The organism is Streptomyces sp. NPDC055400 (assembly GCF_053644375.1).
On sequence record NZ_JBSHLM010000018.1, the window covers coordinates 140,139 to 163,939 of the forward strand.

Here is a 23,801-nt window from a genome sequence, read left to right on the forward strand (position 1 = left end):
CAGCGGTGCTACGGGCGGGTGGCCGCTGCCGCTGCCGAGCAGCTGTTGACGACGTCGCCGCTCGCCGGCCTGGAGATCGTGTGGTCGGCGGGCGGCCGCGCGCCGTCCTCCACCCACGCGGTGAGCAGGTCGAACGCGGACCGGTAGCAGGGCAGCACGGGCCGCAGCCGGTCGGGATAGGTGTCGTAGAGACCATCGGTGTGCGTGCCGCCCTGCACGGTGTACGAGCGGTGCAGGCGGCCGCGCCCCCGGTCGTCGACCATCCGCCCGTACACATCGGCGTCGGCCGCGATCGGAAGCAGGGTGTCCAGGTCGCCCTGGAGCGTGATCAGCGGCTTGCCGATCCGCCCGCTCAGCGCGACCCGTGCGACGGCCCGGTGTACGGAGTCGGGGCGTGCCGCGTAGTCGTAGGAGGCGTCGGACGCGCACGGCGCGAGCAGCTCGACCGTCGTCGAACCCGCCGACGACCCGGGGCACTTGGAGTCGTACGAGGGGTCGAACTCGGCGCGGTAGATCTTCTGCGTGATCCCCCAGTAGGCCTTCTGGTGGTAGGCCCACAGGAATTCGGACCCGCGCGCGAAGCCCACGCGATACAGATCGTCGTCGTCGGCCTTCCCGAGCCCGTAGGCGACGGCGGTCGGCAGTGAGGTGAGCAGGTTCGGGCCGTCGGTGGTCCAGAGGGTGCCCTCCCAGTCGACGCCTCCGTCGTACAGCTCGGGATGGTTCTCCAGCTGCCAGCGCGTCAGATAACCGGCGTTGGAGATCCCGGTCATGTACGTCCGTTGCGGGGCCCGCCCGTAGCGCTGGGCCACGGCCTTCTTCGCCGCTCTGGTGAGTTGAGTGGTCCGGTTGTTCCACTCGACGATCGCGTCGCCGGGGCGCTTCCCGTCGCGGTAGAAGTCGGGTCCGGTGTTGCCCTTGTCGGTCGCCGCGTAGGCGTAACCCTGGGCCAGGACCCGGTCGGAGATCGCCGCGTCCGTCGAGTACTGCTTACGGTTTCCGGGTGAGCCGGTCACCACGAGGCCGCCGTTCCAGTGGTCGGGCAGCCTGATCACGAACTGGGCGTCGTGTTGCCAGCCGTGCGTCGTATTGGTCTCGGAGTCGTCCGGGAAGTACCCGTCGATCTGCGAACCGGGGACGCCGGACGGGTTGCGGGTCCCCTTCGCGGTGAGGCCCGCCTGGTCGGCGGTGTCGGTGTACGGGGTTCCGGCCAGGGCCGCTGTCGTCAAGTCACCCAGGCAGGCGCTCTGTTGAAGGGCGGCACCCGGGACACGCACCCGCTCCTGGTGTGCGCAGTGGGCCCCGCCCCCGCCGCTCTCCGTGGCGGCTCCTGCGGGCACCGGCCCCGAGGCGGCCAGCGCCAGCAGGGCGGTGGCGAAGAGGGGGACTGTTCCGGGCATGCGCATGGGGAGCCTCCGCGACGACGAGGGACCGGCAGGGGTGACGAGCGGGGCCATCGTGCGGGCGGGACGGGGCATCGGGCCATGGGTCGGTGCCACATGGGGGAGGGGGACGGTATGTGGGGCTGGGGGTCTGGGGGCGGCGTGCGCGCGGCGGGTGTACCGCGGCCCGCCGCGGGAGGAGTCAGGAGGGCCGTACGGCCATCTTGTCGAGCGCTTCCAGGAGGCCGGGCAGCTCGGGGCCGCGCCCCACGGGCAGCACCTCACCGGGCTCGTCGTCCAGGAGCACGAACGCGATGTCGTCCGTCCGGGCCACCATCGACCAGCCGGGACCGTCGGCCCGGAGCGTCCTGGCATCCCCGGACGCGAACGCCGACCGGACACGGCCCAGCGGCGGAGGGCTGTCCACGTAGGCGCGCACCTCGGCGAGGACCCGCCGGATGCCGGCGTGCGGGGCGCGGGTGCTCTGCGCCTCGGGCTCGCTTGCCGCGGGAGCGGTGGCGGTGGCGTCGCCGGGATCGGGGGTGGCCGTGCCGTCGGTGCCCGGGCGGTCAGAGCCCGTGCCGCCTGCCCCCTCCGGGGCCTGTGCGCCAGCCGCGCCCTCGGAGCCCTCTGTGCCGCCCGTTACGTCCGTGCCACGCGTGACGTCCGTGCCGTCCGTCAAGAACGCACTGTCGTCGATCTGGTCCCGCCAGGACGCCCACTGGAGGGCGATCTCGTCGGCGCCGAGGCGCCGTTGGGCGGGGCCCCACGTCTCCGTGTTCGGCGGCGTGAGGGACGGACCGTCCATGATCTCGGGGTCGTGCTCCGGGTCGTGCGGGGCGGGGACGCCGGGCGCGGACACGGACAGGGCGAGCGGCCACCCCGGCAGGGCCGAGACCACCGTGCGCTCCTCGGGCGACAACTCGTACTCCATGCCGCAGTCCCAGGATGCGATGGCGACGGCGACGAGGGACACGTCGTCGATGACGACGGTCCAGCGCGCCCCCGCCCCGTCCTGCCCGAGTACGAGCCCGTACCCGTCGGCGAGGGGTGCGAGCCCGAGTGCGGCGCATGCCTCCGGGTAGTCGTCCCCGAGCACGCTGGGGAACTTCGCAGGGGTCAGCAACACCGCCGTCAGTACGTACAGCGCGTCGTCCCCGGCGGCGACCGCGTCGTCCGTCCCGGCCATGCCAGCCTCCCCTGAGCTTCGTCCGTCGGCGCACCCTAACCAGTCGCGGTGGAGATCGTCGAGGGCGTTGAGCTGGAAATTCTCCCCGGGGACCCGGTGTGGCGGCCCGCGGGCGGACCATGCCAAGATCTCGTGCGGACTTCGTGTGCCTTCCGTGGAGAGCCGGCGGGCGTCGTGGGTCAGGTGGCGGCGGGCAGGCCGAGCAGCGTCCGCGCCACGACCTGGGGTGACTCGTCGCGTTCCCGCGCGAGCGCGACGACCGCGCGGCACGCGAGTTCGTTGATGCCGAACGTCAGGGCCTCCGGAGACACCCACGTCGCGGCCTCGGCGAGCCTGTCCTCGTCGTCCTCGACGGACGCCGCGACATAGGTGGCCGCCGCCTCGAAGAGGTTGTGCGGCCGCTTGCGCGGCCGTTCGGCGACGCTCGTGCCGGCCGGCGTCCGTGTGGCCAAGGCCTTGCGGAGTCTGTCGAACATGTACGCCACCTTCCTTCTGCTTCGTGTACGACGGTGCGTCACATCACCAACGTAGAGCTGGAGTTCGAGCGTCAGAAGGGCTCGGAAGGGTTTCGTCTACGGTGCTTGCAAGTCCGCGAGCGTGGAGCGCAGCCAGGCGAGTTCTGCCCGGCTGGTCGCTCGGGCGATGGTGAGGATGCCGCGGCGGAACGGGTCGTCCAACTCCTCGGCGCGCAGCGGACGTTCACCGTCGTAGAAGAAGCTGGCCGGTTCCTCGAGGAACGCCAGCCTGCGCCCGAGCACCGTCGCCTGTGCGGACGGGTCGTCGAGATGTCTCAGGAACGCGAGGACCGTGAACCAGCGGTTCTCGTCGGTGATGTCGGCCCGCCCGGGCTCCGCCAGCCTGCCGCGGAGTTCCTCCCGGCCCGCGGCGGTCAGGCTGAGGACGTGGCGCTGGGCCGCGACCGACCCCGGCTGTGTCTCGCGGGTGAGCAGGCCCGCCTTCTCCAGCCGCTTGATCGCCGGATAGAGCGTGCTCTCGGCGACGGGTCGCACGTGGCCGGTCAGTGCCGTGATCCGTTTGCGCAGCTCGTAACCGTGCAGAGGGGTGTCGTAGAGGAAGCCGAGGATGGCGAGTTCCAGCATGCCCTCATTGTGCCGCACCTCCTCCGAATTCGGTGTACATCGAAATGGCAATACATCGGTCACGATGTATTCTCTACGGAGTGCTCCGTAAGGGCGGGGCTGTGCGGTTGCTGGGGAGAGGGAGTGGGGACGCATGATGAAGCAGGCCCGGTTCGACTCGCGGGAGAGCCACATCCGCTGGGTCGAGGCCGAGGGGGACGGGGCGTCGCGGGTGTACGTCCATGGGCTGGGGTCCGCCTCGACCGTCTACCACGCGCACATAGCCGGCAGGCCCGAACTCGCGGGCCGTCGTTCGCTGTTCGTCGACCTGCCGGGGCACGGCATCAGTGACCGGCCCGCCGACTTCGGGTATGCGCTGGACGACCACGCCGACGCCCTGGCGGCCGCTCTCGACGCGTCCGGCGCGTTTGGCGCCGAGCTCGTCGCGCACAGCATGGGCGGCGCCGTGGCGATCGTCCTCGCCCACCGGCGCCCCGACCTCGTGTCGCGGCTCGTGCTCACCGAAGCCAACCTCGACCCGTACCCTCCCCGCGTGGAGGGCAGCAGCGGAATCGCCTCTTACGGCGAGGACGAGTACGTCACGGGCGGCGGCCACGCGCGCGTGCTCGCCACGATCGGCCCCCTGTGGGCGGCCACCATGCGCCTCGCGGACCCCCTCGCCCTGCACCGCACCGCCGTCGGGCTCGCCCGCGGCACCCGCCCCACCATGCGGCGGATGCTCATGGACCTGGACATCGACCGCCTGTATCTGCAGGGCGCGCGCAGCGGTGAACTCGCGGACCGCGCGGGCCTCGAGGCCGCGGGCGTACGCGTGCGCACCGTGCCCGACGCCGGGCACAACATCATGTTCGACAACGCGGAGGCCTTCGCCGCGGCGGTCGCGGGCGACCACGCCATCGCGTAGCCCGGCATGGGGGCAACGGGCTCAACGCCCCTACGGCGTCAGGCCCGGCGCTCCGCCAGCGCCAGGAAACGGTCGTCCTCATCCACGTACGACGTCATCTGCCAGCCCGAACCGGCAAGCAGCGAGCGGAGGTTCGGCTCGGCGCGCAGGTCCTCCGGGGTGAGTTCGCGGCCCTGCCGGGCGGCCAGTGCCGCCCGCCCGATGGGGTGGAACAGCACGAGGAGTCCGCCCGGGCGCACCACCCTCGCCAACTCGCGCAGATTTTCCTGGGGTTGGGGCAGGTGTGCGACAAGCCCGGAGCCGAAGACGGCGTCGAGCGACTCGGACCGCACCGGCAGGCGCGTCACGTCGGCGAGCAGCAGCGCGCCGGCGCGATCCCGTCCCGCCCGCACGGCGGCCTGAAGCATCGCGGGCGTCAGGTCGACGCCGAGTACGGCTCCCGAAGGCCCCACGGCGTCCCTGAGCGCCGGCAGGGCGCGCCCTGTGCCGCATCCTGCGTCGAGTACCCGGTCGCCCGCGCGGAGCTCCAGCTCGGCGACGGCCGCCTCGAAGCGCGGGCCGTCGTCGGGGAACCGTGTGTCCCAGTGGGCCGCGCGGGCCGAGAAGAACTCCTGTACGTGCGTGTGGTCGTCGCTCATGACTCCATGATCTCTCGCGTGTGGGCGGGGGCGCAGGCGTGTGTGGGGGATCGAAAACTCCGCATGCGACCGATGAGAACCGATGCGAACCGAAACCGCCGTATGCGCGTACGGTGCACATGTTCGAGCCTGACGCGATCGTTCAGGTGCGTCTCTCTGTCATATTCCAGCACCTTTCGAAATGCGCCCCTGTTGTGCGCCCCTGAGAGGTCTAGCGTCCCGGAGCCATGGGACACCTGGACCACGCCACCTTCGGCTGGCTTACCCCCGTGCTGTCATACGTGATGGCCTCCATCGGTGCCGCGCTCGGTCTGCGCTGCACCGTCCGCGCCCTTGGCGCCACCGGCCGTTCGCGGCGCAACTGGCTGATCACGGCGGCGTCCGCGATCGGCACCGGCATCTGGACGATGCACTTCGTGGCGATGCTCGGCTTCGGCATCACCGGTACGGAGATCCGCTACAACGTGCCGCTCACCGTCCTCAGCCTGGTCGTCGCCGTGGCCGTCGTGGGCGTCGGCGTCTTCGCCGTCGGCTACGGCCGCGACCGCAACCGGGCCCTCGCCCTCGGCGGGCTCACCACGGGGCTCGGCGTCGCGAGCATGCACTACCTGGGCATGGCGGCGCTGCGCCTGCACGGCCAGGTGCGCTACGACCCGCTGCTCGTGGGGCTCTCCGTCGCCATTGCCGTCGTCGCCGCGACAGCCGCCCTCTGGGCGGGGCTCAACATCAAGTCGCCCGCCGCTGTCGCGGTCGCCTCCCTCGTCATGGGAGGCGCGGTGACCAGCATGCACTACACCGGAATGATGGCGGTGAGCGTGAAGGTCGCGTCCTCCGCGGCGACCCTGCCCGGGGCCACGGCGATGCAGTTCATCTTCCCCCTCGCCGTCGGCCTCGGGTCCTACCTGTTCCTGACCTCCGCGTTCGTCGCGCTGTCCCCCACCACGGGGGAGCGCGAGGCCTCCGCGTCGGCCCAGCGGCCCGTCGAGAGCGTCGCCCGCTGACAGCGGACCGGAGCCGTCACCCTTCGCACCACGAGCGCACCACGAGCGAGGAGGCCATGCGTACACCCCGTAGGACCCCCATCAACGGCGCGCCGCCCAAGCCCGCGCCCCCGGCGCGCGGACGGCGCGCGCACGCCGGACCGCCCGCGGAAGAGCACCACACAGCGGACGGCCCGTCCGCTCCTGTCGTGCCTCCCACGCGCGCGGGCGGCCGAGGGCTGCGGCCCCGTACCGTCCGCGCCAAGATCGTCTGCCTTCTGATGGTGCCTGTCGTCTCCCTGCTCGCTCTGTGGGCGTACGCGACAGTCACCACCGCCCAGGACGTCGCCCGTATGCGGCAGTTGCAGCGAGTCGACTCCACGGTTCGCGGCCCGGTCGCCGACGCGGTCGCCGCGCTCCAGGCCGAACGCACCGCGGCCGTCGCGTACTCCGCCAAGCCCGCGGCCGACCGCGGTGACGCCCTCAGGACGCGCACCTCGGCGACCGACAAGGCCGTGGCGAAGCTCCGCCTCGGCGACAGCAACACCGTCGCGGACGGTGCCGATCTGCCCGCCCTGGTCGGTGAGCGCCTTTCGGTGTTTGTCTCCGGCGCCGAGAAGCTGCGCTCCGTGCGCAGCGCGGTGCTCGGCCGGCGGACCGGTTGGGAGGGGACGTACGAGCAGTACACGAAGACGATCGACTCGGCGTTCGCCGTCAACGGAGCGGTGACCGGGATCCAGGACGATCGTCTCGGCTCCGACGCGCGCGTGCTGTTCGAGTTCTCACGGTCGGGGGAGATGCTCGCCCGCGAGGACTCCCTGCTCACCGCCGCGCGGCTCGCGGGCTCGCTGGACGGCGCACGGCTGCGGCTGTTCACGGGAGCGGTCGACACCCGCAGGACCCTCGTCGAAGCGGCCGTCGCCGATCTCCCGGCACCGCAACGGACCGCCTGGCGCAGCCTCGTGGAGGGGAGTGCGTACGGCGACGTGCGTGCCGTAGAGGACAAGGCGATCGCCGCTCGGCCCGGTCGCGCGGCGCTCGACGCGGCGCCCGCACTCGCCTGGGACAGCGCGCACACGACCGTGCAGAACCGGTTCCGCTCGATCGAGGCGGACGCGGCGCGCACGGCCGCGGTCCGGGCGGATCCGGTCACCCGCGGACTGCTCACGCCCGCGGGCGCCGCCGTCCTCTTCGGTCTGCTGGCCGTTGCCGCCTCGCTCGTGATCTCCGTACGCATCGGCCGAGGCCTGGTCATCGAACTGATCAGCCTGCGCAACACCGCACTGGAGATCGCCCGGCGCAAACTCCCGCACGCCATGCGGAAACTGCGCGCCGGCGAGGAGATCGACGTCCGTGCGGAAGCGCCGGAAGGCCCTCCCGCCGAGGACGAGACCGGACAGGTCGCCGAGGCGCTCACCACCGTGCACAGGGCGGCCCTGCGCGCCGCCGCCGAACGCGCGGAACTCGCCAGCGGGATCTCCGGTGTCTTCGTCAACCTCGCCCGCCGCAGCCAGGTCCTCGTCCACCGCCAGCTCGGCCTCCTCGACACCATGGAACGCAGGGCGGAGGACCCGAACGAACTCAGCGACCTCTTCCGCCTCGACCACCTCACGACCCGCATGCGGCGCCACGCGGAAAGCCTGATCATCCTCTCCGGAGCCGCCCCGGGCCGCGCCTGGCGCACCCCCGTCTCGCTGACCAACGTCGTCCGCGCGGCCGTCTCCGAAGTCGAGGACTACGCGCGCGTGGAGGTACGGCAACTGCCCGCCGCCTCCGTACAGGGCGCCGCGGTCGCCGACCTCACCCACCTCCTGGCCGAACTCGTCGAGAACGCCGCCCAGTTCTCCCCACCGCACACCAAGGTGCGGGTCAGCGGCGAACCCGTCGGAAACGGCTACGCCCTGGAGATCGAGGACCGCGGCCTGGGCATGGGCAAGGAGACCCTCGCCGAGGCCAACAACCGCATCGCCCACTCCGAAGCGCTCGACCTGTTCGACAGCGACCGGCTCGGGCTCTTCGTGGTCAGCCGGCTCGCCCACCGCCACGGCATCAAGGTGCACCTGCGCACCTCGCCCTATGGCGGCACCACCACGGTCGTTCTGCTGCCCACACCCCTGCTGCACGCCGGAACCCCGGAACGGGCGGACGCCACCCAGGAACACGCGACGGAGCACCACTACGCGCGCGTGCCCGACCCGGAAGCACTGCACATGAACGGCAACTCCGTGCCCGCCCAGGGGCCACGTCCCGCCATCGCCGCCGCTGTACACGCTGTGCCGGACACCGACACGGCTCACGACACCCCAACGCCCCCCGGCGTCACCGCCCTGCGCCTGCACAGGCAGCCCGCGAACAGCGCGGACAACACCGACGACGCATCACCGGACGGACTGCCCAAGCGGGTGCGGCAGGCGAGCCTCGCGCCCCAACTGCGCGAGCGGCCCGAGGAGCAGAACGGCACCGCACAGCGCCAGGAATCCGACGCACGGACGCCCGAAGAGGCACGGCAGCGCATGGCGGCGTTCCGTGACGGCTGGGTCCGGGGCGGCGGCCGCCCACCAGGAGCCGGCTCAGGACCCGTGCCCCGCAGCGACAGCACCGAAGGAGATCCCACATGATCCAGGACCCGACCATGGACGCGGCGCCCCGGTCCGGAGAACTCGACTGGCTCCTCGACGACCTGGTGCAGCGCGTGGCCGAGCTGAGGCACGCGGTCGTCCTGTCCAACGACGGACTCGCCGTCGGCGCGTCGAGCGCTCTCGGCCGCGAGGACGCCGAACACCTGGCCGCCGTCGCCTCCGGCTTCCACAGTCTCGCCAAGGGGGCGGGCCGGCACTTCGGAGCGGGCGGCGTGCGCCAGACCATGGTCGAGATGGACGACGGCTTCCTCTTCGTCGCGGCCGCGGGCGACGGTTCCTGCCTCGCCGTCCTCAGCACGGCCGACGCCGACATCGGCCTCGTCGCGTACGAGATGGCCCGCATGGTCAAGCGGGTCGGCGAACACCTCTACACCCCGCCGCGGTTCGCCGCGCACCCGCCCGCCGCCGGATGACCGGACGGCCACGACGATGAACGATCACGGGCACAGGGACGATCAGGGACGGGGCAGCCCCGACCGGTCGGGCAGCCAGTGGTACGACAACGAGGCCGGGCCCCTGGTCCGCCCGTACGCGATGACCGGCGGGCGCACGTCACCCGGGCCCAGAGGGGTGCGCTTCGACCTGATCGCACTCGTCAAGCTCGACGACGCAGCGCCCGGCAAGGACGACGACACGGCGCTCGGCCCCGAGCACAGGGCGCTCATCGAGCTGTGCCGCACCGAGACGCAGTCGGTCGCCGAACTCGCCGCGGGCACCGACCTCCCCGTAGGGGTGGTCAGGGTGCTCCTGGGCGACCTGCTCGACATGGGCTGCGTCAAGGTCAGCCGGCCCGTGCCGCCCGCACAGCTACCCGACGAAAAGATCTTGAGGGAAGTCATCGATGGCCTCCGAGCACTCTGAAGAGACGAACGCCGACCACGCCGACCACGCCGACCACGCCGACAATTCCGCCCTGGCTCTGAAGATCCTGGTCGCGGGCGGATTCGGGGTGGGAAAGACCACCCTGGTCGGCGCCGTCAGCGAGATCCGGCCCCTGCGCACCGAGGAACTCCTCAGCGAACTCGGCCAGAACGTGGACGACACCGGAGCGGTGGAGCGCAAGACCACGACGACCGTCGCCATGGACTTCGGCCGCATCACCATCCGGTCCGGCCTGTCGCTCTACCTGTTCGGCACGCCCGGGCAGGACCGTTTCTGGTTCCTCTGGGACGAGCTGTCACAGGGCGCGCTGGGCGCCGTCGTCCTGGCGGACACTCGACGGCTCGAGGACAGTTTCCCCGCCGTGGACTACTTCGAGCACCGGCGCATCCCGTTCGTCGTCGCGGTCAACTGCTTCACGAACGCGCGGGCTTACGGTGCCCGCGAGGTGTCGCGCGCCCTCGACCTCGACCGCGGGACACCCGTCGTGCTGTGCGACGCCCGCGACCGCGACTCGGGAAAGGAGGTGCTGATCCGGCTCGTCGAGTACGCCGGGCGGATGCACACCGCCCGGCTTCTCGACTCCGTGAGCTGACGTGCGGCGCCCTCAGTCGGTGAGCCCCGCCAGGGCCACGACCTTCTCGATCCGTACGCGCACCAGGAGCTCGCCGGGCACGCCGTTGCGCTCGCCGAACTCCTGGGCGCGGTCCTCGCCCATGTAACGCCCGCCGATCCTTGTGGCCGAGTCCCGCACCTGCCCCAGGTCCTCGATGAGTTCGGCGCGGCCCTCGATCACCGTGAAGGAGAACGGCGGCCGGTCGTCGTCCACGCACAGGGCCACTCGGTTGTTCCGAGCCAGGTTGCGGCCCTTCACGGTGTCCTTGCCGGTGTTGAACAGGACGTTCTCGCCGTCGAGTACGAACCAGACGGGCGCGATGTGCGGGCTGCCGTCGGGCCGCACGGTGGACAGCTTGGCGGTACGGGTCCCCTCGGAGACGAACGCCCGCCATTCCTCATCGGTCATCTTGTGTGCCATGGGGTCATCCTGCTTGCCGAGATGCCGAGCGTGGGGAAGGCTGGCGAGACAGATCCTCCGGGTAGGGGAGCGATCGGGAATGGGGGAGACGGGATCATGGCGGACAACGAGGGGCTCGGCTGGCTGCTGGACGACCTGACGGAACGTGTCGAACATGTGCGCCACGCTCTCGTTCTGTCCAACGACGGTCTGGTCACCGGGGCGAGCGGCGACCTCAGGCGGGAGGACGCCGAGCATCTGGCCGCCGTGGCGTCCGGCCTGCACAGCCTGGCCAAGGGATCCGGGCGGCACTTCGGTGCGGGCGGGGTCCGGCAGACGATGATCGAGTTCGACGACGCCGTACTTTTCGTGACGGCGGCCGGCGACGGCAGCTGCCTGTGCGTCCTCGGCTCGGCCGAGGCCGACATCGGCCAGGTCGCGTACGAGATGACGCTGCTCGTCAATCGGGTCGGCGAGCACCTCGGCGTGGGAGCCCGTCGAGCAGAAGGCTCTTGACCTGCGCAAACACCGGGCCGTTCGGAGTTATCCACAGGCTCAGCGGCGCGGGCGGGTTTCGGGCTACGGTTTTTCCCGGGAGCGATCACGACTCACGGGGGAGATCAGACATGGGTGGCAACACCATCACGACACCGGCCACGCGGGTACCCGCCGCCTCGCTCGCACAGAGCAGGGCGGCTCGCGAACTGGGGCTGAAACGGGGCGAGTTCGAGCTGGCGGTACGGCTGGGGCGCGTGCGCACCGTACCGGCCGAGGCCGGCGGGCGCCGACGCGTGGCCCGCGACGAGATCGAGCGGGTGCGTGCCACCGCGGGCTTCCCCGAGTCGCTGCGGGAGCAGGTCCGGGCTGTGGGGACCACGGAAGGCGCGGGCCTCATGGACATCACCACGGCCAGGTTCACGCGACTCGCCCGCGCGGGGATACTGACGCCGGTTCGCTTCTACTTGAATCGCTACCAGGCCGTGGTCTGGCTCTATCTCGCCGAGGAACTGAGGGAGTTCGCGGCGGCCGAGGTCAACGCACCGCTGATGACGGGACGCGCACCCGACCGTATGCGCGCCCGCCTCGACGCGGGGATCGACCTGCGGCCCCGGAACTGGCGGTCGCGGCACGCGGGCCACCTGCTCGGGCAGAGCGACGACGCATGGGAGCGCGCCGCAGCGGTCGCGTCCCTCCTCGACCCGGTGACGGTCCAGGAACTCGTCAAGTGCCCTTACGAGCGCGGATATCTGAGCAAACTGCGGCCCGAGTCGACCGGACACGGGGCGCCCGACTCGCCATCGGCGCGCATCGCCGAGCGGATCATGACGGCGGTGGACCCGCACGAGATCAGCTGGCTGAGGGCGAGCCTGCTGCTCAGCCTGGCGGAGGCGCGCCGGTCGCGGCCCGCGCCGCGACCGAGTGCGGGCTTCCCCGCGGTGGCCCCTCCGGCGCCGGATGTGGTGCCGGCGGAACCGTCAAAGGGTACGGGCGAGCAGAGTCCGCCCGACACCGGGCCACCCCGCCCGTCGCGCGGATTGCTCGGGTGGCTCCGCCGCAGAGGAGCCTGAACCGGGCCCGTGGCGGCGGCAGTTCGCCGGCGTGGGGCCTATTCGACGGCGTCGAGATCCTTGGCGTAGTGCTCGATGGCCGGCCGGTACGCGATGAGGTCCGGGTCGCCGCTCGTCTGCGCGAGGACGGTCAGCAGCAGCCGCATCCCGTCGTGCGCGCGTCCCGCGTTGTACAGGGCCATGGCCAGGAACGTCTTGAGGGCGTTGTCCTCCGGAAACTCGGTGACGCCGCCGCTCAGCGTGGCGACCGCCTCCGGGTAGCGGCCAAGAGTGCGGTACGTGCTGCCCAGACCGAGCAGCGCGCCCCTCCGGTCGTCCGGGCTCAGTCCCGAGCCGGCGAGTGCCCGCACGTAGTAGGGGACGGCGTCGCCCTCGAGTCCGAGGGTGTCGTGGACCCAGGCCGTCTGGTACGCGACCTCGGCGTCGTCGGGGAACCGGGCGGACAGCGCGACGAGCCGCTCGCGGGCCTCTTCGCGCAGGCCGTCCTCGCGCAGCCGCACGGCCCGCGCGAGCGACGCGTCCCGGTCGTCGGCGCCGGTCACTCCCCGAGCTTGCGGAAGAGGCCCTCTTGCACCACGGACACGAGGAGATGTCCGTCGGCGTCGTAGATCCGGCCGCGGGCCAGACCCCGGCCGCCCGTCGCGATCGGGGACTCCTGGTCGTACAGGAACCACTCGTCGGCGCGGAAGGGACGGTGGAACCACATGGCGTGGTCGAGCGAAGCCATGTCGAAACCGCGCTGCCCCCACAGCGGTTCCACGGGGATGCGCACGGCATCGAGGAGGGTCATGTCGCTCGCGTACGTGAGGGCGCAGGTGTGTACGAGGGGGTCGTCGCCGAGGGGCCCGACCGCGCGCATCCACACCGCGCTGCGCGGCTCGGCGCTCTCGATGTCCTCCGGGGACCAGCGCAGCCGGTCCACATACCGGATGTCGAAGGGCTGGCGACGCGCCATGAGCTCCAACGCGTCGGGCAGCGTGCCCAGATGGGCACGCACCTCGTCGGCGATCGTCGGCAGGGACTCCGGATCGGGAACCTCGCGCGCCGGCGGCAGCTGGTGCTCGAAGCTCCCGTCCTCGGGCTTGTGGAAGGAGGCGGTCAGATTGAAGATCGTGCGGCCCTGCTGCACGGCGGTGACGCGGCGCGTCGTGAACGACCGGCCGTCGCGGACCCGTTCGACCTGGTACACGATGGGCACGCCGGGGCGGCCCGGACGCAGGAAGTACGCGTGCAGCGAGTGCACGGGCCGGTCGCCCTCAGTGGTGCGGCCCGCGGCGACGAGCGCCTGGCCGGCCACCTGGCCGCCGAAGACCCGCTGCAGGGACTCCTGCGGGCTGCGGCCCCGGAAGATGTTGACCTCGATCTGCTCCAGGTCGAGCAGGTCGACGAGCCGCTCAGCTGGGTTCGTCATGCGTTGTTCTCTCATCTCTGCACCGCGCTCCGCGCGCTGCGTCCGGGGTGCGCGACCGGGTCAGGACCTACAGCTGGCCGACATCCGTGACGCGGATGACCGCACGGCCCTCCGCGTCGGACGCCTCGAGGTCGACCTCGGCGCTGATACCCCAGTCGTGATCGCCGTTCGGATCGGCGAACGTCTGGCGCACCCGCCACAGGCCGTGTGCGGCGTCCTCCTCGATCTGCAGCAGCTTCGGCCCGCGGGCGTCGGGACCGGTGCCGAGATCTTCGTACTCGTCCCAGTACTTGTCCATGGCCTCGCCCCAGGCGTCCGCGTCCCAGCCCGCGTCGGCGTCCAGCTCGCCCAGTTCGTCGACGTTGTCGAGGGCGGCCAGTTCGACCCGGCGGAACATGGCGTTGCGGACGAGCACACGGAACGCGCGCGCGTTCGCCGTGACCGGCTTGACCTGGTCGGCCTTCTCCTGGGCCTCCTCGGCCGTCATGACCTCGGGGTTGGCGAGCTGCTCCCACTCGTCGAGGAGGCTGGAGTCGACCTGGCGGACCATCTCGCCCAGCCAGGCGATCAGGTCTTCGAGGTCCTCGGACTTGAGGTCGTCGGGGACCGTGTGCTCAAGGGTCTTGTACGCGCCGGCGAGGTACCGCAGGACGATGCCCTCGGTGCGGGCGAGCTCGTAGAAGGACACGAACTCCGTGAAGGTCATGGCCCGTTCGTACATGTCGCGGATCACGGACTTCGGCGACAGCGGGTGGTCACCCACCCACGGGTGGCTCCTGCGGTACACGTCGTACGCGTGGTAGAGCAGCTCGTCCAGGGGCTTCGGGTACGTGATGTCCTGGAGCCGCTCCATGCGGTCCTCGTACTCGACGCCGTCGGACTTCATCGCCGCTACAGCCTCACCGCGCGCCTTGTTCTGCTGGGCGGCGAGGATCTGGCGCGGGTCGTCGAGCGTCGACTCCACGACGGACACCATGTCGAGCGCGTACGACGGCGAGTCCTTGTCGAGCAGGTCGAAGGAGGCGAGGGCGAACGTCGACAGCGGCTGGTTGAGCGCGAAGTCCTGCTGGAGATCGACCGTCAGCCGGACGATCCGGCCCGTGGGGTCGGGCTCGTCGAGCTTCTCCACGATGCCGCCGTCGAGGAGCGAGCGGTAGATGGCGATCGCGCGACGGATGTGCCGCAGCTGCTGCTTGCGCGGCTCGTGGTTGTCCTCGAGGAGATGGCGCATGGCGTCGAAGGCGTTGCCGGGGCGGGCGATGACCGCGAGCAGCATCATGTGCGTCACCCGGAAGCGGGACGTCAGCGGCTCCGGAGCCGAGCCGATCAGCTTCTCGAAGGTGTTCTCGGTCCAGGCGACGAAGCCCTCGGGGGCCTTCTTGCGGACCACCTTGCGGCGCTTCTTCGGGTCGTCCCCCGCTTTCGTGAGCGCCTTCTCGTTCTCGATGACGTGCTCGGGCGCCTGCGCCACGACGAGGCCCGCCGTGTCGAAGCCGGCCCGCCCGGCCCGGCCCGCGATCTGGTGGAACTCCCGCGCGCGCAGCGTCCGCACCCGCGTCCCGTCGTACTTCGTCAGAGCGGTGAACAGGACGGTACGGATGGGCACGTTGACCCCCACGCCCAGCGTGTCCGTACCGCAGATGACCTTCAAGAGGCCCGCCTGCGCGAGCTTCTCCACCAGACGCCGGTACTTGGGCAGCATGCCCGCGTGGTGCACGCCGATCCCGTGCCGCACGTAGCGCGACAGGTTGCGGCCGAACTTGGTGGTGAAGCGGAAGTTGCCGATCAGGTCGGCGATCTTCTCCTTCTCCTCGCGCGTGCACATGTTGATGCTCATGAGTGCCTGCGCCCGCTCGACGGCCTGCGCCTGTGTGAAGTGCACGATGTAGACCGGGGCCTGCCGGGTGTCGAGCAGCTCGGTCAGCGTCTCCGTGAGCGGCGTGAGCCGGTACTCGTAGGAAAGCGGAACCGGACGCGTCGCGGAGCTGACCACGGACGTGGGGCGGCCGGTGCGCCGCGTCAGATCCTTCTCGAACATGGCGACGTCGCCGAGCGTCGCCGACATGAGGATGAACTGGGCCTGGGGGAGTTCGAGCAGGGGAATCTGCCAGGCCCAGCCGCGGTCGCCCTCCGCGTAGAAGTGGAACTCGTCCATCACGACCTGGCCGATGTCGGCCCGCGCCCCGTCGCGCAGCGCGATGGACGCGAGGATCTCGGCGGTGCAGCAGATCACAGGGGCGTCGGCGTTGACCGACGCGTCACCCGTGAGCATGCCGACGTTCTCCGTGCCGAAGAGCTTGCACAGCTCGAAGAACTTCTCGGAGACCAGCGCCTTGATCGGTGCCGTGTAGAAGGTGACCTCGTCCCGCGCGAGCGCCGCGAAGTGCGCACCGGCGGCGATCATGCTCTTCCCGGACCCCGTGGGCGTCGAGACGATCACGTTCGCCCCCGACACCACCTCGATCAGCGCCTCCTCCTGGTGGGGATAGAGGGTGATCCCGCGCTCCACAGCCCACGACTCGAAAGCCTCGTAGAGGGCGTCGGGGTCGGCGGTCTGCGGCAGCTGATCGATAAGGGTCACACCCCCATCTTGCCTGCCCTCCGACCCGATCCGGCAATCGGTTGCCTGCACGAAGATCACGAAAGGTACGCTGTGGCGCCGACGGAGCGTCAGGACGTGGTGGCCCGGGTGGGGACAACTGGGCACCGACACAAGTGGAATGGGGCGGAACGCAGCCATGATGGGACCGGCACACTCGCTGTCAGGAGCAGCGGCCTGGCTGGGGGTGGGTGCGGCCGCGGCCGCCGCCGGACACCCCATGCCCTGGCCCGTCCTGCTCGTCGGGGCACTGATCTGCGCGGGCGCGGCCCTCGCCCCCGACCTGGACCACAAGGCGGCCACCATCTCGCGGGCCTTCGGCCCGGTGTCGCGCGGCCTGTGCGAGATCGTCGACAAGCTGTCGTACGCGGTCTACAAGGCGACCCGTATGAAGGGCGACCCGCGCCGTTCCGGCGGACACCGCACCCTCACGCACACCTGGCTGTGGGCGGTCCTCATCGGCGCCGGCGCCTCCGCCGCCGCGATATTCGGCGGGCGCTGGGCGGTCCTCGCCCTCCTCTTCGTCCACATGGTGCTGGCCATCGAGGGCCTGCTGTGGCGGGCGGCACGCGGCTCCAGCAGCGACGTCCTGGTGTGGCTGCTCGCCGGGACCAGCGCCTGGATCCTCGCCGGAGTCCTCGACAAGCCGGGCAACGGGTCGGACTGGCTGTTCACGCAGCCCGGCCAGGAGTACCTGTGGCTGGGCCTGCCGATCGTCCTGGGCGCCCTGGTGCACGACATCGGCGACGCGCTCACGGTCTCCGGCTGCCCGGTCCTGTGGCCCATCCCCATCGGCCGCAAGCGCTGGTACCCGATCGGCCCGCCCAAGATGATGCGCTTCCGAGCGGGCAGCTGGGTCGAGCTCAAGGTGCTGATGCCGGTGTTCATGCTGCTCGGCGGAGTGGGGTGCGCGGCCGCGCTCAACGTCATCTGAGCCGCCGCACACCCCTTTCCCCGCCCGCGCGGTCACCCGTGCCAGGACCGCCACAGCGCCGCGTACGCGCCGTCGGCAGCCACCAGCTGGTCATGGCTGCCGAGCTCCCTGATCCGCCCCTCCTCGACCACGGCGATCACATCCGCGTCGTGCGCGGTGTGCAGCCGGTGGGCGATGGCGACGACCGTGCGGCCGTCCAGGACCCTGCCGAGCGAACGCTCCAGGTTCCTGGCCGCACGGGGATCGAGCAGCGAGGTCGCCTCGTCCAGGACCAGGGTGTGCGGATCGGCGAGGACCAGGCGGGCCAGAGCGATCTGCTGGGCCTGCGCCGGGGTCAGCGCCACCGCGCCCGAGCCGACCTCGGTGTCCAGACCCCCGTCGAGCGCCCGCGCCCAGCCGTCCGCGTCGACCGCGCCAAGGGCCGCCCACAGCTCGGCTTCTTCGGCCCCGGTGCGGGCCAGCCGCAGATTGTCGCGCAGGGAGCCGACGAATACGTGGTGCTCCTGGTTGACCAGCGCCACGTGCGAGCGCACGCGCTCGGCGGGCATCCGGGAGAGCTCGGCGCCCCCCAGCGTGACCTGGCCGGCCCGCGGCGCGTAGATCCCCGCGAGGAGCCGGCCGAGCGTGGACTTGCCCGCTCCGGACGGCCCGACCAGGGCGAGCCGCGTCCCCGGCCGTACGTCGAGCGACACCTCGCGCAGCACGTCGACGCCCGCCCGGTACCCGAAGTGGACGTCGTCGGCCTGCACGTGCCGACCGTCCGGTGCCACCGAGGCGTCGCCCGCGTCCGGCTCGATGTCCCGGACCCCCACGAGCCGGGCCAGCGACACCTGGGCGACCTGGAGCTCGTCGTACCAGCGCAGGATCAGGCCCAGCGGATCGACCAGCATCTGGGCGATCAGCGCGCCCGTGGTCAGCTGCCCGACGCCGATCCAGCCCTGAAGTACGAAGACTCCGCCGATCAGGAGCACCGCGCACAGGACCGTCACATGCGTGGCGTTGATGACCGGGAAGAACACCGACCGCAGATAGAGCGTGTACCGCTCCCACGCCGTCCACTCCCTGACCCGCTGGTCGGACATCCGCACGCGGCGGGCGCCGAGCCGGTGCGCCTCGATGGTGCGCCCGGCATCGACGGTCTCCGCGAGGGCCGCGGCCACCGCGGCGTAGCCGGCGGCCTCCGAGCGGTACGCGGACGGGGCCCGCTTGAAGTACCAGCGGCAGCCGAAGACGAGCAGCGGTACCGCGACGAGGACCGCCGGTGCCAGCGGCGGAGCGGTCACGGCGAGACCGCCGAGGAGCAGCCCCACCCACACGACGCCGATGGACAGCTGGGGAACGGCCTCGCGCATCGCGTTGGCCAACCGGTCGATGTCGGTGGTGATGCGCGAAAGGAGGTCACCGGTACCGGCCCGTTCGAGCACGCCGGGCGGCAGGCCCACCGCGCGCACGAGGAAGTCCTCGCGCAGATCCGCCAGCATCCGCTCGCCGAGCATCGCGCCCCGCAGCCGCACCTGCCGTACGAACACGGCCTGGACGAGGAGCGCGACGACGAACACGGTGATGGTGCTGCCCAGATGCTCCACGCGCAGCCGGTCCGAGCCGTCCGAGACGTCCTGGACCAGGGCGCCGAGCAGATAGGGGCCGACCATAGACGCCACGACGGCGATCGTGTTCACGCCGATGAGCAGCAGAAACGCTCGCCGGTGCCGCTGGTACAGCTCGCGGACGTAGGACCGTACGGTCGCCGGGGCACCGACCGGCAGCGTGTTCGCCGTGGTCGGGGCCGCCGGGTCGAAGGCCGGTGGCGCCAGGCCGATCATGCCGTCTCCTCGATCTCGGTGAGTTCTTCGATGCCCGGGTCGCCGGTGCCGGGTTCGCCGCGCAGAGGGGTGCCGCCGTTCTGGGACAAGGCCGCCGACGCCGCCTCCTCGTCGGTCTCGCGGGTCACGACGGCCCGGTACCGGGGCTCGGTGAGCACCAGCTCCCGGTGCTCACCGACCGCCGCGACCGTGCCCTCGTGGACCAGGACGACCCGATCGGCACGATCGAGCAGCAGCGGGGACGAGGTGAGCACCACGGTCGTCCGCCCACCGCGCAGCGCCCGCAGGCCGTCGGCGATCCTGGCCTCGGTGTGGGAGTCGACGGCGGACGTCGGCTCGTCGAGGACCAGCGCCTCCGGGTCGGTGACCAGGGACCGCGCAAGAGCGAGCCGCTGCCGCTGGCCTCCGGAGAGGGAACGGCCGCGCTCGGTGATCCGCGCGTTCATCGGGTCGTCGTCAAGGGACGCCTGCGCGAGCGCGTCCAGTACGTCGGCGCACTGCGCCGCGGCCAGTGCCTCCGCTGGGCGTACGGATCCCGAGGAGGGGACGTCGAGCAGTTCGGCGAGCGTGCCGGACAGCAGCACGGGGTCCTTGTCCTGGACGAGGACGGCGGTGCGGGCCGTGTCCAGGGGCAGCTCGTCGAGCGGCACCCCGCCGAGCAGCACGGAGGGCAGGGAATCCGGATCCGCACCCGGGTCCGCACCCGGGTCCGCACCCGGATCCGAACCGGTCCCGCTGTCCGCGTCCGTGGGGTGTCCCCCGAGCCGGTCCGCGAGCCGGCCCGCGAGGTCCGGGTCGCCGCACACCACGGCGGTGAGCACGCCCGCGGGGGCCAGCAGCCCCGTCACCGGGTCGTACAGGTCTCCGGCCGGCGCTTCGGCGGTGCGGAGTCCGCCCGGCTCCGTGACCCGTTCGATGGAGAGGACGCGTGCCGCGCGCTGGGCCGAGGGGCGCGAGAAGGAGTACGCCATGGCGATCTCCTCGAAGTGCCGCAGCGGGTAGTTGAGGATCATCACGGCGCTGTACACGGTGACGAGTTCACCGACGGTGATCCGGCCCTGGCGGGCCAGCTCGATGCCGTACCAGACGACCGCGATCAGCAGCAGCCCGGGCAGCAGTACCTGGACCGCGGAGATCAGGGACCACATGCGGGCGCTGCGGACGGCGGCCGTGCGGACCTCCTGCGAGGCGCGGCGGTAGCGGTCGAGGAAGAGTTCCTCGCCACCGATGCCGCGCAGGACACGCAGCCCCGCGACGGTGTCCGAAGCGAGTTCCGTGGCGCGGCCCGCCTTCTCGCGCTGCTGGTCGGCACGGCGGGTGGCGCGGGGGAGGAGCGGGAGGACGGCGAGCGCGAGGACCGGCATGCCGATGGCGACGACGATGCCGAGCGCCGGTTGGTAGAGGACGAGCCCGACGCAGACCACGACGACGGTGAGCGCGGCGGCGGCGAAGCGCGAGAGCGCCTCGACGAACCAGCCGATCTTCTCGACGTCGCCCGTGGAGACGGCGACGACCTCACCGGCGGCGACCCGCCGGGTCAGCGCGGCGCCCAGGGCCGCGGTCCTGCGGGCGAGGAGCTGCTGCACCCGGGCCGCCGCGGTGATCCAGTTCGTGACCGCCGTCCGGTGCAGCATCGTGTCGCCGAGGGCGAGCGCGGCGCCGAGGAGCAGGATCAGCCCGCCCGCGAGGGCGAGCCGTGAGCCGGAGCCGTCGACCACGGACTGCACGGCGAAGCCGACACCGTAGGGAAGGGAGGCCACGGACAGGAAGTGCAGGAGTCCCCAGGAGAGGGACTTGAGCTGGCCGCCGAGCTGGTTCCGGCCGAGCCAGAGCAGGAAACGGGGGCCGGAGCGGGCATCAGGCAGGCCCGGGTCGGGATACGGAAGATCGTGGATCTGCATGACGTCCCAGAGCTCGGAAGGGGGGAGCGAAGTCGGGGGTACGGACGGAACAAACCGTGCAAGGTTCGCGGGATTCAGGCACTGGAGGCAAACGGTTTTCCGCCGTGGGGCAAAGTTTCGGCCCGCGTTCGACGCCGGGGGCAGGGCCGGTCGGGGGCACCTGGTGCGTGGTGCGACCATGGACCGCATGCGTAACGCGGGTGCGGTTCGAACGGCGGTCGCTGCGGCGGCCTGCAGCGTCCTTCTCATGACCCTGTCCGCTTGCGGTGGTTCGAGCGGGGACGACGGGACCGGGCGCAAGGCCGGGTCGGGCTCGGCCGGCACTCGGCAGGACGACCGCCCCGCCGCCGACCTCAAACGCATTCCCGACGTCGGCGACCAGCTCCAGTCAAAGATCCCGCAGAGTGCGGGACAGGTCATCGCGGTCTACGGCGACGGCAAGAACTCCGGTGACTCGACCGTCGTGCTCTACACGAAGTCCGGTTCCACCTGGGACAAAACGCGCAGCTGGCCCGCGCACAACGGCAAGAAGGGCTGGACCACCGACCACCGCGAGGGTGACAAGCGCAGCCCCATAGGGGTGTTCACCCTCACCGACGCGGGCGGGGTGCTCGCCGACCCGGGCGCGAAGCTGCCGTACACGCAGGCCGCGTCGTTCCAGGCCCCGCACTACTGGGCCGAGTCGCACTGGCACGACTTCGACTACGTCATCGCCATCGACTACAACCGCGTGAAGGGCACCGCGCCGAACGACCCGACCCGGCCCGAGGGGCAGACCAAGGGCGGCAGCATCTGGCTCCACATGGACCACGGCAGCGGCACGTCGGCGTGCGTGAGCCTGTCGAAGTCAGGCATGGAGTACCTGCTGCGCACCATCGACCCGAAGCAGCACCCGGTCGTGGTGATGGGCGACAAGGCGTCACTGAAGAGCTGAAGAGCTGACGCGTCGCCCGGCTTTGGGACGGGCTGTTGCGGGGGCCGCGTCCGCCCCGTACAACACCCCTCATGAGAAGACGCGTCATGTCCATGCTGGCCGCGGTGACCCTCGCGGCCGCGGGTCTCGCCGGCCAGGCCACCGCCGCCTCCGCCGAAGCACGTCCCGCCGAGGCCTCCGCCGACAGTCATTCCGCGGCGCCCCAACCCGCCGACCCGCCAACCGAGTTCGGCACCGACTGGCACGACCCGATCACCGCCACACCGCCCGTGGCCAAGCCCGCCGCCAAGTCCTGCCGCGTGACGCTCGCGGAGACCGAGTTCCGTGACTTCACGCCCTACAAGGGCAGTTACACCCCGCCAAAGGGCTGCGGCGACCGGTGGAGCAAGGTCGTCCTGCGCCTCGAAGGCAAGGTCAAGGGGCGGCAGTTCGACCGTCTCGGCTATCTGCACATCGGAGGCGTGGAAGTCCTGCGCACCTCCACCCCCGAGCCCTCGCCCGACGGCATCGCCTGGAATGTGGAAAAGGACGTCACCCGTTACAGCGACACCCTACGGGCCGACCAGCCGGTCGAGATGCTGATAGGCAACGTTGTCGACGACACGTACACCGGCGTCATCGAGGTGAAGACCACCCTCACCTTCTACGCCGCCGAGCCGCATGTGAAGCGGCCGCCCGCCACGGACACCCCCGACCGCGTGCTCACGCTCGACCAGGGCAAACTCACCACCCCGCGCAACAGCGAGCGCATCGTCGCCGAGGTGTACGCCACCGGATCGGGCGGTGGGTGCGAGGAGTTCTGGTACCTGGCGGTGCCGAACGAGGTCCCGTACTCGTGCAAGGCGGACGGCGGCCCGTACCGCGAGGTGCAGATCTCCGTGGACGGTCAACTCGCGGGCATCGCCTCGCCGTTCCCGAACGTCTGGACGGGCGGCTGGTCCAACCCCTTTCTCTGGTACGTGATTCCGGCTCCCGGAGCCTTCGACGTCCGGCCCCTCAGGTACGACCTGACGCCGTTCGCCGGGCTTCTCGACGACGGCCGTCCGCACCAGGTCGACGTCTCCGTCGTGGGAGTCCCGCAGGGCCAGAGCGGCTGGAGTGTCCCGGTCAACGTGCTCGTCTGGCAGGACGGTGGCAGCTCGCACGTCACAGGCGCGCTGACCGGCCACAAGGAGAGCGAGCCGGCCAACTCGACGACGTACACGCCGGGCACGGACGAGTACCGCCTCGACGAGAAGGGCGGGCACAGGCTGACGGTGTCCGGCTATGTGAACACCTCGCACGGCCGCGTCGCCACCACCGTCACCCGCGACCTCACCAGCACGTCCACGCACCGCTGGACCGAGGGCGAGAACAACGACGCGCTGAAGGGGACTTGGACCGATCGTCAGACCGTCGTCTCCGGCCACCACACCCTTCGCACGAACCGGGTCTACACGATGGACGGCGCCACCACGCTCGACGCGGACAACCGGCTGCGGACCGTGATCGACCTCGGTGACCGGGCCGAGACGGGACGGGCCGCGGGCTCGGGCCGCACGGCGTGGACGGTCCTCGACGACGCCTACGCGGGTGACGCCTCGTACACGGCGAACGTTCCGCGTGACCAACGGCACGCGGTGGGCACCAGCCGTGAGCGATACCGTCTGACCAGCCCCGATGGCTGCTACGACCGTGAGCTGGCCACGGCACAGGGTGCGCTGACGGTGGACCGCGGGCACTGCTGAGGGGCACGGCAGCAGGCACGGCCGCAGGCACCGGCGTCGAGGTCTTGGAGCAATATCCAAGATTTACGCCGATGTGACATCGGGGTCTTCTACGGAAGCCGTAGCTCCGACATAGTGACGCTTCGCGGAAGAGAATTTGGAATCCAATTTCCGCATCGCAGAATCCGCACAGTCACTG

The 23,801-nt window shown here is 71.2% G+C and carries 22 protein-coding genes; 11 read left to right on the forward strand and 11 right to left on the reverse strand.

The genetic code is table 11. From position 1 onward, the window contains the following. Nucleotides 1–8: 8 nt before the first annotated feature. The 4 genes from ACWIGU_RS37210 to ACWIGU_RS37225 form a co-directional block, all read right to left on the reverse strand. Nucleotides 9–1,406, reverse strand: coding sequence for a tannase/feruloyl esterase family alpha/beta hydrolase (locus ACWIGU_RS37210; RefSeq protein WP_454406085.1), 1,398 nt, complete (start codon nucleotides 1,404–1,406; stop codon nucleotides 9–11). Nucleotides 1,407–1,584: 178 nt separating this feature from the next. Then, nucleotides 1,585–2,571: a hypothetical protein gene (locus ACWIGU_RS37215; protein ID WP_454406087.1), complete on the reverse strand. Its 987-nt coding sequence runs from the start codon at nucleotides 2,569–2,571 to the stop codon at nucleotides 1,585–1,587. Nucleotides 2,572–2,750: 179 nt separating this feature from the next. After that, a complete protein-coding gene (locus ACWIGU_RS37220; protein ID WP_356279889.1) occupies nucleotides 2,751–3,047 on the reverse strand; it encodes a hypothetical protein in 297 nt (98 codons plus the stop codon). A 96-nt stretch (nucleotides 3,048–3,143) separates the two neighbouring features. Beyond that, nucleotides 3,144–3,671 (reverse strand): PadR family transcriptional regulator, encoded by a 528-nt coding sequence (locus tag ACWIGU_RS37225; RefSeq protein WP_454406088.1) that lies wholly within the window; start codon nucleotides 3,669–3,671, stop codon nucleotides 3,144–3,146. 136 nt (nucleotides 3,672–3,807) lie between these two features. On the opposite strand from ACWIGU_RS37225, the gene ACWIGU_RS37230 reads away from it, so the two are divergent. Then, the gene (locus ACWIGU_RS37230) at nucleotides 3,808–4,575 is read left to right on the forward strand and encodes an alpha/beta fold hydrolase (RefSeq protein ID WP_454406185.1); all 768 of its coding nucleotides are present in this window, start codon (nucleotides 3,808–3,810) and stop codon (nucleotides 4,573–4,575) included. Nucleotides 4,576–4,613: 38 nt separating this feature from the next. On the opposite strand, the gene ACWIGU_RS37235 is transcribed toward ACWIGU_RS37230, so the two are convergent. Continuing rightward, nucleotides 4,614–5,213: a class I SAM-dependent methyltransferase gene (locus ACWIGU_RS37235; RefSeq protein WP_454406089.1), complete on the reverse strand. Its 600-nt coding sequence runs from the start codon at nucleotides 5,211–5,213 to the stop codon at nucleotides 4,614–4,616. Nucleotides 5,214–5,440: 227 nt separating this feature from the next. Here ACWIGU_RS37235 and ACWIGU_RS37240 point away from each other — a divergent pair, with 227 nt between their 5' ends. From ACWIGU_RS37240 to ACWIGU_RS37260, 5 genes are read left to right on the forward strand one after another with little or no spacing between them, the layout of a single operon-like run. Next, nucleotides 5,441–6,214 carry an MHYT domain-containing protein gene (locus ACWIGU_RS37240; protein ID WP_454406090.1) on the forward strand — a complete coding sequence of 258 codons (774 nt, stop codon included), beginning with the start codon at nucleotides 5,441–5,443 and terminating at the stop codon, nucleotides 6,212–6,214. A gap of 56 nt (nucleotides 6,215–6,270) precedes the next feature. After that, nucleotides 6,271–8,811, forward strand: a complete 2,541-nt coding sequence (locus tag ACWIGU_RS37245) for a sensor histidine kinase (RefSeq protein WP_454406091.1) — start codon at nucleotides 6,271–6,273, stop codon at nucleotides 8,809–8,811. Beyond that, a complete protein-coding gene (locus tag ACWIGU_RS37250) occupies nucleotides 8,808–9,245 on the forward strand; it encodes a roadblock/LC7 domain-containing protein (protein WP_100598443.1) in 438 nt (145 codons plus the stop codon). Before ACWIGU_RS37245 ends, ACWIGU_RS37250 begins: the two co-directional genes overlap by 4 nt. Before the next feature lie 16 nt (nucleotides 9,246–9,261). Continuing rightward, complete coding sequence (locus ACWIGU_RS37255) at nucleotides 9,262–9,693, forward strand: DUF742 domain-containing protein (protein ID WP_100598442.1); 432 nt, start codon at nucleotides 9,262–9,264, stop codon at nucleotides 9,691–9,693. Next, nucleotides 9,674–10,306 (forward strand): GTP-binding protein, encoded by a 633-nt coding sequence (locus ACWIGU_RS37260; protein ID WP_454406092.1) that lies wholly within the window; start codon nucleotides 9,674–9,676, stop codon nucleotides 10,304–10,306. The genes ACWIGU_RS37255 and ACWIGU_RS37260 overlap by 20 nt, the downstream gene beginning before the upstream one ends. A 12-nt stretch (nucleotides 10,307–10,318) precedes the next feature. Here the strand turns inward: ACWIGU_RS37260 and ACWIGU_RS37265 are convergent, their stop codons facing one another. Beyond that, nucleotides 10,319–10,747 (reverse strand): PPOX class F420-dependent oxidoreductase, encoded by a 429-nt coding sequence (locus tag ACWIGU_RS37265; RefSeq protein ID WP_454406093.1) that lies wholly within the window; start codon nucleotides 10,745–10,747, stop codon nucleotides 10,319–10,321. Between the two features lie 96 nt (nucleotides 10,748–10,843). Here ACWIGU_RS37265 and ACWIGU_RS37270 point away from each other — a divergent pair, with 96 nt between their 5' ends. Next, nucleotides 10,844–11,242 carry a roadblock/LC7 domain-containing protein gene (locus ACWIGU_RS37270; RefSeq protein ID WP_454406095.1) on the forward strand — a complete coding sequence of 133 codons (399 nt, stop codon included), beginning with the start codon at nucleotides 10,844–10,846 and terminating at the stop codon, nucleotides 11,240–11,242. A 110-nt stretch (nucleotides 11,243–11,352) separates the two neighbouring features. Then, a complete protein-coding gene (locus tag ACWIGU_RS37275) occupies nucleotides 11,353–12,294 on the forward strand; it encodes a DUF6397 family protein (protein WP_454406096.1) in 942 nt (313 codons plus the stop codon). A gap of 38 nt (nucleotides 12,295–12,332) precedes the next feature. Here ACWIGU_RS37275 and ACWIGU_RS37280 read toward each other — a convergent pair whose 3' ends face one another. From ACWIGU_RS37280 to ACWIGU_RS37290, 3 genes are all read right to left on the reverse strand, one after another. Then, nucleotides 12,333–12,836, reverse strand: coding sequence for a tetratricopeptide repeat protein (locus ACWIGU_RS37280; protein ID WP_454406098.1), 504 nt, complete (start codon nucleotides 12,834–12,836; stop codon nucleotides 12,333–12,335). Continuing rightward, a complete protein-coding gene (locus ACWIGU_RS37285; protein ID WP_454406099.1) occupies nucleotides 12,833–13,705 on the reverse strand; it encodes an acyl-CoA thioesterase in 873 nt (290 codons plus the stop codon). Before ACWIGU_RS37285 ends, ACWIGU_RS37280 begins: the two co-directional genes overlap by 4 nt. 67 nt (nucleotides 13,706–13,772) lie before the next feature. Continuing rightward, nucleotides 13,773–16,445 carry a DEAD/DEAH box helicase gene (locus ACWIGU_RS37290; RefSeq protein WP_454406100.1) on the reverse strand — a complete coding sequence of 891 codons (2,673 nt, stop codon included), beginning with the start codon at nucleotides 16,443–16,445 and terminating at the stop codon, nucleotides 13,773–13,775. Between ACWIGU_RS37290 and ACWIGU_RS37295 the strand changes: the two genes are divergently transcribed. After that, complete coding sequence (locus ACWIGU_RS37295; protein WP_454406101.1) at nucleotides 16,444–17,238, forward strand: metal-dependent hydrolase; 795 nt, start codon at nucleotides 16,444–16,446, stop codon at nucleotides 17,236–17,238. The genes ACWIGU_RS37290 and ACWIGU_RS37295 overlap by 2 nt on opposite strands. Nucleotides 17,239–17,270: 32 nt before the next feature. Here the strand turns inward: ACWIGU_RS37295 and ACWIGU_RS37300 are convergent, their stop codons facing one another. Further along, nucleotides 17,271–19,061 (reverse strand): ABC transporter ATP-binding protein, encoded by a 1,791-nt coding sequence (locus tag ACWIGU_RS37300; protein ID WP_454406102.1) that lies wholly within the window; start codon nucleotides 19,059–19,061, stop codon nucleotides 17,271–17,273. Next, nucleotides 19,058–20,962, reverse strand: coding sequence for an ABC transporter transmembrane domain-containing protein (locus ACWIGU_RS37305; RefSeq protein WP_454406104.1), 1,905 nt, complete (start codon nucleotides 20,960–20,962; stop codon nucleotides 19,058–19,060). Before ACWIGU_RS37305 ends, ACWIGU_RS37300 begins: the two co-directional genes overlap by 4 nt. 187 nt (nucleotides 20,963–21,149) lie before the next feature. Here ACWIGU_RS37305 and ACWIGU_RS37310 point away from each other — a divergent pair, with 187 nt between their 5' ends. Together ACWIGU_RS37310 and ACWIGU_RS37315 are read left to right on the forward strand one after the other, a co-directional pair. After that, a complete protein-coding gene (locus ACWIGU_RS37310; protein WP_454406186.1) occupies nucleotides 21,150–21,896 on the forward strand; it encodes a L,D-transpeptidase family protein in 747 nt (248 codons plus the stop codon). A 71-nt stretch (nucleotides 21,897–21,967) separates the two neighbouring features. After that, complete coding sequence (locus ACWIGU_RS37315) at nucleotides 21,968–23,623, forward strand: peptide-N4-asparagine amidase (RefSeq protein ID WP_454406106.1); 1,656 nt, start codon at nucleotides 21,968–21,970, stop codon at nucleotides 23,621–23,623. Nucleotides 23,624–23,801 lie beyond the last annotated feature (178 nt).

Bases quoted from the DNA above. Each gene is read 5' to 3' on its own strand.
- ACWIGU_RS37210 (WP_454406085.1), bottom strand. From the start codon at position 1,406: ATGCGCATGCCCGGAACAGTCCCCCTCTTCGCCACCGCCCTGCTGGCG.
- ACWIGU_RS37295 (WP_454406101.1), top strand. From the start codon at position 16,444: ATGATGGGACCGGCACACTCGCTGTCAGGAGCAGCGGCCTGGCTGGGG.
- ACWIGU_RS37240 (WP_454406090.1), top strand. From the start codon at position 5,441: ATGGGACACCTGGACCACGCCACCTTCGGCTGGCTTACCCCCGTGCTG.
- ACWIGU_RS37305 (WP_454406104.1), bottom strand. From the start codon at position 20,962: ATGCAGATCCACGATCTTCCGTATCCCGACCCGGGCCTGCCTGATGCC.
- ACWIGU_RS37255 (WP_100598442.1), top strand. From the start codon at position 9,262: ATGAACGATCACGGGCACAGGGACGATCAGGGACGGGGCAGCCCCGAC.
- ACWIGU_RS37290 (WP_454406100.1), bottom strand. From the start codon at position 16,445: ATGGCTGCGTTCCGCCCCATTCCACTTGTGTCGGTGCCCAGTTGTCCC.
- ACWIGU_RS37300 (WP_454406102.1), bottom strand. From the start codon at position 19,061: ATGATCGGCCTGGCGCCACCGGCCTTCGACCCGGCGGCCCCGACCACG.
- ACWIGU_RS37220 (WP_356279889.1), bottom strand. From the start codon at position 3,047: ATGTTCGACAGACTCCGCAAGGCCTTGGCCACACGGACGCCGGCCGGC.
- ACWIGU_RS37265 (WP_454406093.1), bottom strand. From the start codon at position 10,747: ATGGCACACAAGATGACCGATGAGGAATGGCGGGCGTTCGTCTCCGAG.
- ACWIGU_RS37215 (WP_454406087.1), bottom strand. From the start codon at position 2,571: ATGGCCGGGACGGACGACGCGGTCGCCGCCGGGGACGACGCGCTGTAC.
- ACWIGU_RS37310 (WP_454406186.1), top strand. From the start codon at position 21,150: ATGCGTAACGCGGGTGCGGTTCGAACGGCGGTCGCTGCGGCGGCCTGC.
- ACWIGU_RS37250 (WP_100598443.1), top strand. From the start codon at position 8,808: ATGATCCAGGACCCGACCATGGACGCGGCGCCCCGGTCCGGAGAACTC.
- ACWIGU_RS37235 (WP_454406089.1), bottom strand. From the start codon at position 5,213: ATGAGCGACGACCACACGCACGTACAGGAGTTCTTCTCGGCCCGCGCG.
- ACWIGU_RS37315 (WP_454406106.1), top strand. From the start codon at position 21,968: ATGAGAAGACGCGTCATGTCCATGCTGGCCGCGGTGACCCTCGCGGCC.
- ACWIGU_RS37285 (WP_454406099.1), bottom strand. From the start codon at position 13,705: ATGACGAACCCAGCTGAGCGGCTCGTCGACCTGCTCGACCTGGAGCAG.
- ACWIGU_RS37270 (WP_454406095.1), top strand. From the start codon at position 10,844: ATGGCGGACAACGAGGGGCTCGGCTGGCTGCTGGACGACCTGACGGAA.
- ACWIGU_RS37260 (WP_454406092.1), top strand. From the start codon at position 9,674: ATGGCCTCCGAGCACTCTGAAGAGACGAACGCCGACCACGCCGACCAC.
- ACWIGU_RS37245 (WP_454406091.1), top strand. From the start codon at position 6,271: ATGCGTACACCCCGTAGGACCCCCATCAACGGCGCGCCGCCCAAGCCC.
- ACWIGU_RS37225 (WP_454406088.1), bottom strand. From the start codon at position 3,671: ATGCTGGAACTCGCCATCCTCGGCTTCCTCTACGACACCCCTCTGCAC.
- ACWIGU_RS37275 (WP_454406096.1), top strand. From the start codon at position 11,353: ATGGGTGGCAACACCATCACGACACCGGCCACGCGGGTACCCGCCGCC.
- ACWIGU_RS37230 (WP_454406185.1), top strand. From the start codon at position 3,808: ATGAAGCAGGCCCGGTTCGACTCGCGGGAGAGCCACATCCGCTGGGTC.